Consider the following 14518-nt stretch of genomic DNA (forward strand, 5'->3'; position numbering starts at 1 on the left):
TCTGTCTTCTATTCATTCTACCATTAACTCCTTTTAATATATATAAGTTAGTTAAGTCTTGCCTTTACCACTATTGGTGGAGTTAATAAGAATAGGCTACTGATATAAAAAAAGAACGTACCTTAGGAAGATTATCCAAAGTACGTTCTTGCAGTTTTAGAATAAAAATTGATCCAATTAATACTGAAATTAATAATAACCTCGCCCTTATTGCATGTGTATTCCAAATACTAATGTTAACAAATTCTATATACTTTTTAGCCGTTTTTCTAAATAATAATGATTATGTCCTTTCGGGTGATCTTCACTTACTCCAATTACTTTATATCCATGTTTCTTATAAAAATCAGGAGCTTGGAAACTAAAAGTATCTAAATTAATTAACCTACACCCTTTTTCAATTGCAAATTCTTCAATAAGTTTTATTAACTTGGTTCCATAACCTTCGTGTCTATATTCTTCAGAAACCCACAGGAAATCAACATGTACGTGGTGCCAAAATGTAATTGCAGTTATTCCGCCTACTATTTCTTCTTTTTCATTTTTTACTATGAAACTAACCTTTTCTGAAGGTGTTTTTTCTTCATCTGCGAGACATTTTTGATTGTATTCAATTACTTTCTCTCTTATGTAATCACTATCTTCTTGTACCCACTGCTGTACTATTTTCATTTTAATTATCACGCTCCTTTTAAAGTATCTATTCAATTTAATAATCGTAATATCCTGTCTAACTCAATAGTCGTAGTGCACTGTTTCATTTCACTAAAATTTTAAAAAACCGTACTACATTTTATCTGTAGTATGGCTTTTTACCGCGTTTGATTCTTTTTAATTCAAGTTTCAACATATTAGTACAATAATTCAATTGTATCACTGCGAAAAAGAATGAACATTCCTAAACTAATTAGAACAATAATATAACAATTTTTCTCAAGTACTTTAGCTAGAATAGGAGCTCTTATTAATTTGTAGCTAATAAAACACCATATCGCTATCATGGAAAAAAAGATCATTAATGTAACGATATTTGCTTCCAAGGATTGACTAGCGAACATTGGTATATAAATTGAGATATTGTCAGCTCCATTAGCCAATGTAATCGTAGCTACTTTAAATAATGACTCAGAAGTGTTATCAATATGAATATTCTACGTATCTGCTACTTAGTTCATCAAGAAATAAACAACTTTATTGCTTCTCAAATCATTTCATTTTAAATTAAATAACTCTATTCTCTCTATACTAAAAAGAGCCCTAACATGAGGACTCTTTTTAAAATTAAGCTACTTTCCGATGTAAATGTTTTAGTTCCTTTTTCTTTTCTACATTTGGTGGACGGATTAATATTGAAATAATGAAGGAAATAACACTTAAAATACCGATTATAATGAAAGTTGGTTGAAATCCCCCAAGTATCGCTCCAATAAATGATCCTGCAAGCGCACCAAATCCAAAACCTTGGTAGACAATCCCGTAATTTGTACTATGGTTTTTTAATCCAAAAAAATCTCCGACAATAGCTGGGAATATAGTTATATTACCGCCGAAGCAAAAGGCGACACTTGCTACACAAGCAAAATAGATTCCGTAATTTAGCGGAATAAAACTTAAAGTAAAGACTGACAAACCTATAATAATAAACGTTGCAGAGACAATTTTCATTCGGCCGATTTTATCTGATAACGTCCCAAGAATGATTCTACCTACTGTATTAAAGATCGCAATCATAGCAACGGCGTTTGCAGCGGTTGCTGCGCTAAGTCCAACAAGTTGTACGCCGATATCTTTTACCATACTGATTAAATACAAACCACCCATACACGAGGTGAATAACATAAAAAATAGCAGATATACTTGTTTCGTTCGCATCATTTCACGCGGAGTATAGTCATTGTGTAATGTTTCAGTTACAGCATTACTTACAATTGCCTCACGTAAGAAGAACGATCCGATTAACACTAAAAGTAACACGATAATACCCCAATATAAGAATGCTTGTGATACACCAAGGTTATCGATAAGATTTCCGTTTATATATCTAAAGATTAAGCTGCCCATTCCATACGCTGATACAGATATACCTGAAATAAGCCCTTTCCGATTTGGAAACCATTTAATTAAATTAGATAGTGATGTAATATAAGCTGTTCCATCCGCATAACCAACAACGACACCAGCTAATAAATATAATAGTGGTAAGGAAGAAACTTGTGAACTAAGTATTAAGCCGAGTCCTAAAACAATTCCTGCAGTAGCAATAAGTTTCCGAAGTCCTAATTTTTTCTGTAACTTTGCTGCAAATAAAGTTGAGAATGATAAAGAAAAACTTGTTATAGAGAAAGTTATCGCTACTGAATTGAGATTCCATCCAAACTTACTTACAAGGGGTTGATTAAATAAACTCCATGTATAAATTGTTCCAAGGCCAATTTGAACAATGATTGTACCTAGAACAATTAGTAACGGATTTATAGAAGTTTGTTTCATACTAACTGTCCCCTTCTTTTATCTTGACATGAATTTTCACAGTTAGTATATCCATCGTAAATTGCAAGATACTGTACGGAAAATGGTAATTAAGTTCATATACACAAAAAGACACTTCATAAAGAAGTGCCTTTTGCAGGTTATATCAGATGTTTCTAAAGAAAGCTTTGTTAAGATAAGCCATTTTCAAATGCTTATGTATATATGTTATCAAATAATTTCTTATATGTGATGAGACTTAAGACGTATTTTTCATTCATCATATAGTCGGATGAAAAATTAATATTCGATTTCATCAAAATCCTTCGGCTGCGGTACAGTTTGCATATTAGCTGCATCTTTAGGATCGCTATAAATCGCATTTTGCTCTGTATTTACATCTTTTATATTTTGTTTTTTATTTTTGTTCACTTTATCTTTCACTTTCAATCACTCCTTTTTGTTATAGGAGTAATTATGCCCTATTACCGTTACTAAATGTATCAGCGACTAAATTACTAAATTCACGTAAATAATATAAGTAATTATCACCGCCGTAGTTATATCTTTTGTTATACATTTTTGCAACAACTACATTATATTCAGGTATTACTAAAATGGTCGGTCCAGTAATCCCTAATATTTGATAAGCCCCTTTTGGAACACGTTCACCAAGTTCGCTTAATCGCGCAGGCTCATTTTGGATGAACCAAAACAATCCATTTTGTGGTAGCTCTTTGTTTATATATGTTGGACTCTGCAAACTCGTAGCGATTTTTATAACTTCTTTTGGAACAATTTGTTTATCATCTATCCTACCTTGATTTAAATGAAGATTGCCCCACTGCGCAAATTCTCTAGTTGAGACAAACAAATTTTTTTCAGTACCGTCATCTACCGTACCAATTTCACTAATTGCGTCTTCATTTGGATTATTAACAACGTCAACTAAATTTTCATCTCGCTGAACTCTCCAACCTGTTTCTTGAAAATTAGCAGGCTTAAAAACACGCTCCTTTAACAATTCAGGAAAACTTTTGTTATATAGCTGATAAATAAGACGTGTCATCATTCTTACATTAATATCTCTATACGCCCATGATTGTCCCGGTTCAAATTCACGAAAAATTGTCCTGTCATTCGTTTCTTCTAATCCGTGCGAATGTGTTACTAAATGTCTTATCGTCGTTTTACCAAGCAATGCGGGATCAAAGTTTTTAAAATATTTTATCGCTTCATCATCAATAGAATTTATTTTCCCCTCATAAAGCGCATACGCTATCATTAATCCTAAATAACTTTTTCTAGCAGAAGCAACGTTAAATTGTGAAGATGCTGTTACTTTCTTGCTTGTAGATGTATTTGAGTGATAACCACTATAATGCTCTAGTACGATTTTATTATCTTTTATAATACAAAGTGCTGTAGCAGAACTATGATTTTTTTCTTTTATATCCTCTACCCAAGAAATCAACTTATCATATGTATACAAATAAATCCCCCTTAATACACATCAAAATTACAGCATGAAAGAAAAGTGCAAAATAATTTTCACACCTTTCTTTCAAGTAAAATAGCTTTGATGTTCTATACTTAAATAATCCACCAGTTCCAGCAATTAAAGCAACCAAAACATCCAGCGCAGCCTACACATCCGCCACATCTGCCGCCGCAACCACCGCAGCGTCCACCACAACCTCCGCATCCGCCGCAACGACGTACATCGCCTTGAATGTAATAATATGGATATTGATTTTGTTGTTGATCCCAATACACAACATTGCCAGTTTGATAATCATTAAGGTTTAATGATTGTAGTTCTTGTTGAAACTGATTCATTATGAAACCCTCCATTTATAAATGTAAATTCCGTCCAAATATTAAAGTTAATAAATTCTTGTAAACAAAGTAGAAACAAGACTATAGACTAAATACGTACATCAACAAAATATGAACTTACACTAGGTAATGTACCTTGTTTTTTAGCCTATTTTCTTTATATTCATTTGATGGACATATTTACTATAAATAAAGTGATTTAAAAATTACTAATCCAACAATTTAGTAGTTCATCACTTAACTTTCTTTCTAGTAATTCCTTCACTAAAGGCATTGGCATGATTTCATAATGATTTAAGGCTTCTTTATTATAATCTATCCAGTGAAATGCTAAATGAGACTCGCTAGATTTCGGTGTTAAGTCCGTATGTAAATCTTGTGACTCTACTTCAAAAATGTGATTAATTTCATGATGAAGCACTTCTTTATCTTGCCATTGATTTTCTATGACTCCTAAAAATTGTTGTATACTACAGTTTACTCCAAGTTCTTCTCTTAACTCTCTTATTAATGCATTCTCTGCTGATTCTCCAATTTCAATATGGCCACCAGGTAAAAAATAATGATGGCCAATATATTCAGCAACTAATAATTTTTCATCTTTTATCATGACTGCTCGTACAATATGATGGAATTTACTTTTCAATTGATATCCCTCCTAGTTATTCAATGTATAGTTGCTCAAAATAGTCATTTAGTATTGGTATTATATAAATCATAGGTGTTTCATACGGATGAATATCATTAATAACTTCAAGAGCATCTTTTACAAGTTCTCGTTTACACTTTATTTCAACTTTACATTCTTGCCCTTCGCATATTCGCCCAATTTCTCCATTAAAAGGAGATGCCTCGTCTAAAGGTCTCCAATATCCTTTCACTGAACTATAGGAAAGACAATGGTCATATTCGCCCGTTTTACATGCTCCAATTTTATTTAATTCATCCCTTAATGTTTCAATATATTCTTCAGGAATGAACACTTCAATTTTCACTTCAGTAAATTGCATATTTCATTTCACACCTTTACTTCTTAATAGTTAAACAAATAAACGGTATACTTGCTCACCATCATACTCCTGTCCTAATGATATGAAACCATATCGTTCATATAATTTCTTTGCAGAGAGATTATCTTTATGTACGGTTAATCTTATTTCTTTACACGATTTAAAAGTATTTTTTATTATATTAATACTTTCTTGTAATGCTGCTTTTCCATAACCATTACCTTGTTGCGATTGATCAATAATAAATCCGTTAATCCAATACATATCCGATGTCTCTATTACAACAGCATGCATAACAAAACCAACCATAAGGTCACCATCGTATATAGCGAATGGTATGTACTCTACATTGTCACCATCTGGTTTTATATATACTTTAGCAAGCGAAACTGCTACGGATGGCACAAATTTCAACTGATTTCCTTTAACTTGTAGCTTTAATGCTGCTTCCCAATTTTCTCTCGTAACAACCTTTAACTGGACATTCAATATTGTAAGCTCCCTTATATAGAGGATGTATGTTTATATTCAACGTAGCGAAATAATTCCCTTTTTCGACAACAACTTATAACATGATTTTTATAAAATCTTGAATGAATTTTTGTTCATCTATTTCTAGTGCTATATGGGCTCCATCAGATATAGAGCTAGGGCGAAAATCAGCAAATGTTTGTCCTTTCGTATCTCCGTATGTATCTACATATACTGTACGATGCACAAATTCAAAAAAACTTGGATTTACTAATCCGCTTATTGCAACCACATCATGTAGCAAAGGTCCTTCCATAGATGGATTAAGTTTTTGGTATGCGGATAGATAGTAATCATACATTGGTTTCATTATCATATGAAATGGATTCTTTGTATTAGCTTGAATATAGTTAAATACATTCGGTGTTAACACAGCTTTGTTTGTTACATTTAAAGGGAATATGAATAAATTCTTTGCTTGATGGAAAACAATTTTACTTGCTATCGGATCTCCATACACGTTTGCCTCTGCTAATGGCGTAACGTTTCCTACTTCTAAAAAAACACCACCCATGAAATAGATTCCTTTTACATTTAGCATTAAATTATTCCATAAATTAAAAGCAATTGCTAACGAGGTAGATCTTCCTACATCAACAATCGTTAAATCTTTTCCGTACTTTATAAGAATCGCAGCAATACTGCCGAAATTATATATTGGAATAGATAATACATTTTCTGGAACATGGATGGGCCCTAATCCTTCTGCTCCGTGAATTTCAGGGTAGTACGTAGTAATTTCTTCTGTAAGTGGTTTTGTTGCACCACTAATGACAGGAATATCTTGTCTATTTGCTAACTGTAAAATATAAGCTGCATTATGTGCAGCATGTATATGCTCAACATTTCCGTATCCGGTTACAATACCGACAATTTCAATTTCGGGATGCAGTAAACCATACATAATGGCAAATGAGTCATCAATACCTGGGTCTCCGAAAAATAATACTTTTTCCAAGAAATACTCTCCCCTCATAAAAACATAGAGTCATCAATAACTATGTATATGAAAAAAGCAAGTATATCTATGCGAATTTTAGGATGGATAATGTTTTACAAAATATTAAAAAGGAACTAGCCTATGCTAATTCCTTTCTTAAGTAACCATTCTCAAATTTAATTAATTATCGTATCCTTCATAAATTGCATCATTTATTTGATTTTGTATTTTTTTATCATCAGGTACAGGTTTCCACCAATTTCCTGTAATAAATAACATAGTTAATAAATTATAACTATCACTAAAATAACTTTCTTTCTTATTCTTCATCCAATCCCAACCGCTATTTACCCACTTTTGATTATTGCTACTCGTTATACTTGCAGCAATAAACGGTGAAACAAATACAGCAGTTGAATAACTACCAATATTGGATCCGTTTAATTGATAACCATCCACAATTTTAGAAGGATTTCCATTCGTTTTATTTTGAATCCATGAAGAGACTTTATCAGAAATGACTTTACTTCTTTTCTCGCCGTACATCGCATAGTCCATTACAATTCTCAATGGTACCCGACTAGCATTGTAATAATATGCATTTGTATATTCTGACTCATCTAAGAAGTCTTTAGGTGCGGGTTGTGGTGGGTTTTTTACAACGAAATCTGAAATAAGTCCTGTATTTGGAGAGTACTTATTACTAAATTGCGTATAAACATCGTACAAATTATTAATAACAGTAAGCCAAGTTTTATCACCTGTAAATTCATAAAATGCTCTAAGGTGTGACATCATCCAATCAGATGGTCTCGTATCAAGTGAACTTTTAGAATCCCAATCTCCTAAATTTAGTCGGTTATTATTTGTAACATTACTAGCTTTAATACCTTTTGTAATCATGTCTTGTGCTTCTTTCAAATAATTAACTGTTCCATTAGATCCCCACTGCTTATGAGCAAGAAGAAGAGAATACGCAATATCTAAATCTCCATCAGTAGCAGAATCAAAATGACCTTGTGCTTTTTTACTATCTGCGACAACCCATCCCATTAAATTAGGATTTTGAGAACTTTTAAAAGTTCTTGCTGTTTTAAATAAACCGTCATAGATTTTTTGAGCATTCGAATCATAACCAGCCATTAATACTGTAATTATCATCCCATACCCTTGACCTTCTGAAGTTCCAAGTGGCTTAAACCCATCAGCATCACCTGTAATCTCTCCTTTTACATAATAACCACCAGGTAAAGAAGATAAATCATTTTTCAAATATTTCTTTTTCCAATTATCGTAGTAACTTCTTACAGAAGCATTTAAACTTTCCTGTGTAACATGATTCGGTTTTATAACACCTGCATAATTAACTTGCTGGGGAAATGGTTTCATCTCCTTTGCAGCAGCTACTTGTTGATTAACTACGGGAATAGAATTTTGTATTGAATTGTCCGTTACACTTGCTGCGAAACTAGAATTAGAAAAACTAGCTAGTCCGATTCCTACAATAGAAATACATGTGAAAATTTTTCTTTTTCCATTCATTATGTTGTCAGCTCCTTTTAAAATGCTTACTACATAAAATATAACATACAATATTTAACTGAAATACAAAATATTATATTTATCAACATAAGAAAGAAACTATATAAAAAAGTATCATAAAATTATTATTGAATTACATTATACGGATTGATTATTTGCTAAATTCCTATGTTTTTCTTTTCTTAATACTGGTATATGAGCAATCACAATTCCAAGTATAGTAATTCCTCCGCCAATTATCGAAACTAAAGTTGGCACTTCTCCTAACCATATCCAAGCAATGAAACACGCAGTTATTGGCGTTAAATATAGAGAACTTGTTGCTTCAGAAGCACCAGCACGAGATATAATATAGGCCAATGCAATATACGGGAGTACTGTTGGAAAGACACCTAAATATATAACGCTCAAGTTAACTTCAAGAGGAGCTGCTAGTACTTCTTGATAAACTCCGGGTAAGAAAATAAGCATACATACAGTACTAGACAAAATTGTATATATGGTAAATGGTAAGAAACCGTATTTTTTTAAGTAAGATGTTTGGAAAACGAAAAATAGACTTTCTGAAATCGCCGCTAATAATATAAATAATCCCCCGCTATTCAATTGAATAGCATCGCCCTGGCTAAATGAAATTAAGGCAATTCCTGCAAAACTAATTACACCACCAAGCCAACCATTTAATTTCATTTTGTCATTCAAAAAAACAGAAGCAAGAATTGCCGTCACTATTGGAGTGACTGAAATTATTAAACTTGCAGATCCAGCATTTACTGTTTTTTCGCCGTAGTTTAATGCGATGTGATAAATAGTAAACCCTAAAGCACCAAATATAAAAATTGCTGGGATATCCTTTAAATCCGGTAATCGTAGTTTGTATATAAATGAAAATAACAAAAGTATAAATGAAGCGATTAATAAGCGTAGTAAAGTAAGGTGTTCCGGCGTATAAGATTCAAGCCCCATACGAATTGCTGGAAAAGCAGTTCCCCATATAAGAATTGTAAAAGCGTGAGCACATATAATGCGTAAATCCCATTTTTTATTATGCATATTTTCTCTCCTTCCCTAAAAAACCAACCATTTTTAAATTACCAATTATTTCTTTTCATCATATTTAATAGTTGATACAATGTCTTCAACCAGTTATTTATCGGAAAAACCAACCACTTTGAATCTTTTAAATAAACGAAGGAGTTTTTTATATGACAACCGATAAAAAAGTGCCCAAATATCGGCAGATAATAGACTATATGAAAGAAAAAATTGAAAACGGAGAATGGCCAATTGGAAGTAAAATCCCTAGTCAGCGGCAGTTAGCAAAATTATTTCATGTAAATCGAAGTACTGTAATAAATGCGCTAGATGAACTTATGGCAGATGGTTTAATTCAAGGACAAATCGGAGCAGGAACAATTGTAACAAATAATACATGGTCATTATTAGCAACTAATCCCCCGCCCGATTGGAGTGAATATGTAAAGGCCGGTATTCATAAACCAAGTAAGTTAATGGTGCGAGAAATAAATGAAGCAGAAGCAAATAAAACGCTTATCCATCTTAGTAAAGGTGAACTTGCACCGCACCTTTTCCCGCTCGAAACTATGCAATCTATAATTAAAAACGTCAGTGAGGAATTAGATTATTTCGGATACGAAGAACAAAAAGGTTTTTATCCGTTACGTGAAGCAATAAGCAAATACGTAAAATCATTTGGAATACATGCATCACCGGGTTCTATATTAATAGTCTCTGGTGCACTCCAAGCATTACAATTAATATCAATTGGTCTTTTACATAGAAAATCAACTGTTTTACTTGAACAACCTTCTTACTTATATTCACTTCATGTTTTTCAATCAGCAAATATAAATTTATCCGGTATATCAATGGATCACCACGGTATTTTACCTAACGACTTATTAAAACGAATTAAATATAGTCAAAAGAATAATATTTTATATTCAATCCCTTGTTTTCAAAATCCAACGGGGATATTGATGTCCAAAGAGCGAAGAAAAGAAATATTAAAAATATGTGAAAAAGAGCAATTGCCTATCATCGAGGATGATATTTACCGAGAGTTATGGCTTGATGAATCACCTCCAGCTCCTTTAAAGTCGATGGATAAACATGGACATGTATTATATATTGGTAGTCTCTCTAAAACACTTAGCCCAGGACTTAGAATTGGATGGATAATCGGACCAGAACCTGTTATTGATAGATTGTCAGATATAAAAATGCAAACAGACTATGGATCCAGCTCTTTATCTCAAAGAGTAGCTGCTGAATGGATAAATGAAGGTTTTTATGAAGAACATGTAGCAAACGTAAGAATGCACCTGAAAGAACGAAGACAAATAATGATACGAGCTTTAAATAAATATTGTGCAGATATTGCATCATGGGATATTCCTAGTGGTGGATTTTTTATATGGCTAAAGGTTGTACATAACATTCCGATGAAAAAACTATTTTCAGAGGCACTATCAAAAGGAATTCTTTTAAATCCGGGACGTATTTATGAAGAAGAATCAGATCAGTACATTCGTTTATCATATGGATATGCTACTCCAGAACAAATGACTAACGGAATTAAATTGCTCAGTGAATTAATTCGGAAGTTAACGGCATAAAAAAAATCCTCTTTTGTTTTTGGAGGATTTTTTTATGTATCTTATTTACCACAATTTCATTTCCTGCCCTAATAAAATAAGTTCTTCATAAGGATCTCCGTCAATATTTAATACTTGAGCAAAAGCAGGTTCTGTTTTTAAACCTTGTTCCTTTAAGTGAATAACTTCTTCCCTTATATGGGGATGCTGCATTAATAACATGTGCTCCACTATCATATGTCTATATGCATTTTGATTACGCACTGGCTTAGGTTGAGCAAATAATTCAAATTCAAAACCTTCGAATTCAAAATTCACCTTTATCGATTCAGTACCTTTCATTTTTTTCTTTTTTATATTGAACCCTCTATAAGAACCATATAAAGATCTCATTTCCTGCTCAAAAACATCAAAGTTATATACTTCCATTACAATATCTAAGTCAGATTGAGGAGTATCAATTCTTATCGGGATTGTCCCGCAAAGAACGGGATTATATAAAGCTAAATCCTCCATTATGTTTAGGCTATTCAAAACATCATATATTTTTTGTTGCTTGTCATTGCCCGATTGTAAATATGTAATAGATGTAAACATGGAAGTCTCTCCTTCATTTCACGTAATACGTGTCTCACTAAACTCAAGAAAAATTTGTCCGTTTAAACTTGTTCTTGAAGTACCTTTACTTCAATATATTAAAGTGAATAAACAATATGTTTCAACTTTTCTCCTATGCTGCAATACTATAAAAATAAAAAGGGAGGAATTATGATGAGCATTTTCAACATTCTTTTAACCATCCACATATTATTTGGAACGATAGGTTTAATAACTGGGATAATAGCGATGGTTGCTCAAAAGAAGAAAGGTAAACATACGGAATGGGGTGAAATATATCACGCATCCTATGTCGTTATCACCGTTACTGCCATTATATTATCCATTATAAACTGGGATAAAATCGCATATTTATTTTATGTAGCAATCTTCTCTTATTCATTTGCGATTTATGGATACCTTGCACGAAAAAAACGTTGGAAAAATTGGCTCCATCACCATATTAGAGGTATGTTAGGCTCTTATATCGGTGCTGTTACTGCACTTTTAGTAAATGTCGGTATTCATATTCCCTTAATTAATTTATTGCCGCCTATATGGTTTTGGTTTTTACCTACATTAATCGGTATTCCTCTCGTAGCCAGTGTATCAAAAAAATATAAAAAGCGTAGTTAAACTTCATTACATTTTCGTTACTTTCTGATGATTATTATGAAAAATCATACTCAATGTAATATTTTATTTATAAATTCAAGATCGTATTGCTTTAAGTTAGTCACTTAGCGCTAAATAAGAAGAATCCAATAACAGTATTGGATTCTTTTTCAAATTTCATTTCAATATCGGCTTTATGCATTCAATGATGTTACCATTTGGACCAAAAACCATCTTTGTATACTTGTGGGTACTTGTTTTATTGATTCAGTGATAATTACACCATTATAGTTTAAGATTGTAATAACGAATGTAAACGATCCGGGTAATTCGTAAACATCCCATCAACGCCCCATAAAAGTAACTTTTTCATATCTTTTTCATTATCTACAGTAAATGGATGAACTTCTAATCCGTGTTTCTTTATTCTCTTTACATAAGCGGAATCAATATATTTATAGTTCATCCCAAGACCGATGCAGTATGTTTTATACTTTTTTATCTCTAATTCAGTTAATTGAACTGCCTTTTTGTAAGGTAGTAATTGTACTAGCGGTAAAGTAACATCTAAACTATGAATTTTTTGCAGACTTTCTCCACTAAATGATTGAATAATAACGTTATCACTTATTTCGTAGTGCTTTATAATTTCTAATAGCTTCTCTTCCATACCAGCGTATTCATCTGGTGATTTTGTTTCAATATAATAGTTTGCACCATTCCCGAACGTTTCAATAATTTCTTCTAGTGTTGGGACTTTAGCATCTTCAAAGTCTTTCTTTGCTAAACTTGGATGCTTTTCATTGAAAAAAGAACCTGCATTAAGTTTCTTTATTTCTTCTAATGTATGTTCCTTAACTAGACCCGTACCATTTGTAGTGCGGTTTACTGTTTCATCATGCATAGCTACTAAATGTCCGTCTTTTGTCATTTGAAGATCAATTTCTATATAATCTCCTTTTAATTGTTGTCCTAATTTATACGCTGCTATTGTATGTTCCGGCGCATACGCAGAAGCGCCTCTATGTGCAATGTTTTTTATATGATTTGCTTGATTAATAGCTTTCGTGTACTTACGTTCATCTACTTTATGTAAAACGAAAGTACCTAGTAATATAATGGTGCAAATGATTGTAATGATATATATCTTTTTCATAATGATGTATTAACTCCTACATGAAAGCAATTTGGATCGAATAATTTATTCAATTAAATGTCGATTTTCAAATACAGTCATTTGTCCAACAGATTGAAAACCAGCCTTTTTATAAATATTAATCCCATCAGGTGAAGCTTGTAATACGCATTGAGCAACTTTCAATTGTTTTGCTTCTTGCAGCAAGTAATTAAACATAGTGGAGCCAAATCCTTGCCCTCGCATTTTTTCTTTAGTTGCTATATCATAAATACCAATACTATCTTTTGTACATACTAATGAACCAACAGATACAACTTCATCTTTAAAAATCCCTAAATATAGTTTCATATTTTCACTATTCCATAAATCGAAAGAAGCAGTTTCATTATAAAATGTTTGCACATGTATACCTTCCTCTGATGTACCAAATAGATTAGCTAACGTTTCCCCAAACTTTTTAATTTGTCCTAACGAAGATGCTCTTTGTATCATAAAACCTTCTGGCATTTTTATTGTTGGTTGAATTGTCTTTAAGTCTGCTACCATCGCAATATTTTGTTCTGCTTCTTTTAAGCCAAGTTTTATTAATTCGTTTTTTATAGCCTATTCATAGCTATTATCCCAAAACCAAACACACATTGGAAACTTCTTTTTATTATAGTTGTTTATCACTTTATATAATTTCTCAATGTCTTCCGTTACATCATTGTTTAGTAAAGTAATGATATTAAATGTATCTGCAGGTAAACCACAATCTACAGCAATGTAGTCCTTCGTTTCTTTTACATTCATTCCATGTACATGACGCGCAATATATGACATTTTATATGTGAAGTTATCTATTAATAACTGTTTATAATTCATTCTTTTTTCTCCTTTCATAAAAATTCGTATTCAAATCGTTCAGTATTAAATATAACATATACGAAATGTAACTATTTCTATAAAAATATCTCTATAAATCACTCTATACGCTCTGAAAGAATTAAAAATGATATAACGTTGTCGGAATGAAAAAAGTGGTATATAATAAATATTAACATTACTAGTAATTATTTTAGGTATTCCTAGAATAAAGGAGCGATACATATGAAAATTACTATTTATTTCGGAAGTCATGAAGATCAAGATGTTCGTACTATGGACTGTCATTTAGATGTAGAAGATACAGAAGAGATTGTTTCTGTATCATAATATAAATTGTAGGGATGAACCCTCT

General features: G+C 32.0%; 15 protein-coding genes and 2 pseudogenes. 2 read left to right on the top strand and 15 right to left on the bottom strand.

Going from position 1 to position 14518, the window contains the following annotated elements; all coding sequences use genetic code 11:
• Positions 1-246: 246 nt before the first annotated feature.
• The 12 genes and pseudogenes from ACTFP3_RS20990 to ACTFP3_RS21045 all read right to left on the bottom strand — a co-directional run bounded on the left by ACTFP3_RS20990 (position 247) and on the right by ACTFP3_RS21045 (position 9384).
• Positions 247-672, bottom strand: coding sequence for a GNAT family N-acetyltransferase (locus tag ACTFP3_RS20990; RefSeq protein WP_326037015.1), 426 nt, complete (start codon positions 670-672; stop codon positions 247-249).
• Between the two features lie 179 nt (positions 673-851).
• Positions 852-1142 (bottom strand): annotated as a pseudogene (locus ACTFP3_RS20995) (cadmium resistance transporter); the annotation flags it as partial.
• A 139-nt stretch (positions 1143-1281) separates the two neighbouring features.
• Positions 1282-2490: an L-lactate MFS transporter gene (locus ACTFP3_RS21000; RefSeq protein WP_006929696.1), complete on the bottom strand. Its 1209-nt coding sequence runs from the start codon at positions 2488-2490 to the stop codon at positions 1282-1284.
• 279 nt (positions 2491-2769) lie between these two features.
• The gene (locus ACTFP3_RS21005) at positions 2770-2913 is read right to left on the bottom strand and encodes a hypothetical protein (protein ID WP_000653680.1); all 144 of its coding nucleotides are present in this window, start codon (positions 2911-2913) and stop codon (positions 2770-2772) included.
• Positions 2914-2944: 31 nt separating this feature from the next.
• On the bottom strand, positions 2945-3961 hold the full coding sequence (locus ACTFP3_RS21010; RefSeq protein WP_440011130.1) for a serine hydrolase domain-containing protein: 1017 nt from the start codon (positions 3959-3961) through the stop codon (positions 2945-2947).
• Between the two features lie 101 nt (positions 3962-4062).
• Positions 4063-4308 carry a heterocycloanthracin/sonorensin family bacteriocin gene (locus ACTFP3_RS21015; RefSeq protein ID WP_001071385.1) on the bottom strand — a complete coding sequence of 82 codons (246 nt, stop codon included), beginning with the start codon at positions 4306-4308 and terminating at the stop codon, positions 4063-4065.
• 199 nt (positions 4309-4507) lie between these two features.
• Positions 4508-4954: an NUDIX domain-containing protein gene (locus tag ACTFP3_RS21020; RefSeq protein WP_000836823.1), complete on the bottom strand. Its 447-nt coding sequence runs from the start codon at positions 4952-4954 to the stop codon at positions 4508-4510.
• 16 nt (positions 4955-4970) lie between these two features.
• A complete protein-coding gene (cutA, locus tag ACTFP3_RS21025) occupies positions 4971-5318 on the bottom strand; it encodes a divalent cation tolerance protein CutA (protein ID WP_001160789.1) in 348 nt (115 codons plus the stop codon).
• A 30-nt stretch (positions 5319-5348) separates the two neighbouring features.
• Positions 5349-5807 carry a GNAT family N-acetyltransferase gene (locus ACTFP3_RS21030; RefSeq protein WP_440011133.1) on the bottom strand — a complete coding sequence of 153 codons (459 nt, stop codon included), beginning with the start codon at positions 5805-5807 and terminating at the stop codon, positions 5349-5351.
• A gap of 76 nt (positions 5808-5883) precedes the next feature.
• Positions 5884-6807 (bottom strand): nucleoside hydrolase, encoded by a 924-nt coding sequence (locus ACTFP3_RS21035; protein ID WP_440011135.1) that lies wholly within the window; start codon positions 6805-6807, stop codon positions 5884-5886.
• Between the two features lie 162 nt (positions 6808-6969).
• Positions 6970-8331: a glycosyl hydrolase family 8 gene (locus ACTFP3_RS21040; RefSeq protein ID WP_071740716.1), complete on the bottom strand. Its 1362-nt coding sequence runs from the start codon at positions 8329-8331 to the stop codon at positions 6970-6972.
• A gap of 138 nt (positions 8332-8469) precedes the next feature.
• Complete coding sequence (locus ACTFP3_RS21045) at positions 8470-9384, bottom strand: DMT family transporter (RefSeq protein ID WP_023522095.1); 915 nt, start codon at positions 9382-9384, stop codon at positions 8470-8472.
• Positions 9385-9536: 152 nt separating this feature from the next.
• On the opposite strand from ACTFP3_RS21045, the gene norG reads away from it, so the two are divergent.
• On the top strand, positions 9537-10970 hold the full coding sequence (norG, locus tag ACTFP3_RS21050) for an efflux pump transcription regulator NorG (protein ID WP_326304305.1): 1434 nt from the start codon (positions 9537-9539) through the stop codon (positions 10968-10970).
• Positions 10971-11015: 45 nt separating this feature from the next.
• Here the strand turns inward: norG and ACTFP3_RS21055 are convergent, their stop codons facing one another.
• A complete protein-coding gene (locus ACTFP3_RS21055) occupies positions 11016-11546 on the bottom strand; it encodes a DUF4269 domain-containing protein (protein WP_000495169.1) in 531 nt (176 codons plus the stop codon).
• 174 nt (positions 11547-11720) lie between these two features.
• Between ACTFP3_RS21055 and ACTFP3_RS21060 the strand changes: the two genes are divergently transcribed.
• Positions 11721-12182: a DUF2306 domain-containing protein gene (locus tag ACTFP3_RS21060; protein WP_440011137.1), complete on the top strand. Its 462-nt coding sequence runs from the start codon at positions 11721-11723 to the stop codon at positions 12180-12182.
• Positions 12183-12453: 271 nt separating this feature from the next.
• Here the strand turns inward: ACTFP3_RS21060 and ACTFP3_RS21065 are convergent, their stop codons facing one another.
• Both ACTFP3_RS21065 and ACTFP3_RS21070 read right to left on the bottom strand, forming a co-directional pair.
• The gene (locus tag ACTFP3_RS21065) at positions 12454-13317 is read right to left on the bottom strand and encodes a glycerophosphodiester phosphodiesterase (RefSeq protein ID WP_440011139.1); all 864 of its coding nucleotides are present in this window, start codon (positions 13315-13317) and stop codon (positions 12454-12456) included.
• A gap of 45 nt (positions 13318-13362) precedes the next feature.
• Positions 13363-14163 (bottom strand): annotated as a pseudogene (locus ACTFP3_RS21070) (GNAT family N-acetyltransferase).
• Positions 14164-14518 lie beyond the last annotated feature (355 nt).

This window comes from Bacillus cereus group sp. MYBK5-2 (assembly GCF_051915685.1).
Classification (GTDB): domain Bacteria; phylum Bacillota; class Bacilli; order Bacillales; family Bacillaceae_G; genus Bacillus_A; species Bacillus_A cereus.

Excerpts from the sequence above, each read along its gene's own strand:
- ACTFP3_RS20990 (WP_326037015.1), bottom strand. The coding sequence starts at position 672 with ATGAAAATAGTACAGCAGTGGGTACAAGAAGATAGTGATTACATAAGA.
- norG (WP_326304305.1), top strand. The coding sequence starts at position 9,537 with ATGACAACCGATAAAAAAGTGCCCAAATATCGGCAGATAATAGACTAT.
- ACTFP3_RS21055 (WP_000495169.1), bottom strand. The coding sequence starts at position 11,546 with ATGTTTACATCTATTACATATTTACAATCGGGCAATGACAAGCAACAA.
- ACTFP3_RS21000 (WP_006929696.1), bottom strand. The coding sequence starts at position 2,490 with ATGAAACAAACTTCTATAAATCCGTTACTAATTGTTCTAGGTACAATC.
- ACTFP3_RS21040 (WP_071740716.1), bottom strand. The coding sequence starts at position 8,331 with ATGAATGGAAAAAGAAAAATTTTCACATGTATTTCTATTGTAGGAATC.
- cutA (WP_001160789.1), bottom strand. The coding sequence starts at position 5,318 with ATGCAATTTACTGAAGTGAAAATTGAAGTGTTCATTCCTGAAGAATAT.
- ACTFP3_RS21045 (WP_023522095.1), bottom strand. The coding sequence starts at position 9,384 with ATGCATAATAAAAAATGGGATTTACGCATTATATGTGCTCACGCTTTT.
- ACTFP3_RS21015 (WP_001071385.1), bottom strand. The coding sequence starts at position 4,308 with ATGAATCAGTTTCAACAAGAACTACAATCATTAAACCTTAATGATTAT.
- ACTFP3_RS21065 (WP_440011139.1), bottom strand. The coding sequence starts at position 13,317 with ATGAAAAAGATATATATCATTACAATCATTTGCACCATTATATTACTA.
- ACTFP3_RS21060 (WP_440011137.1), top strand. The coding sequence starts at position 11,721 with ATGAGCATTTTCAACATTCTTTTAACCATCCACATATTATTTGGAACG.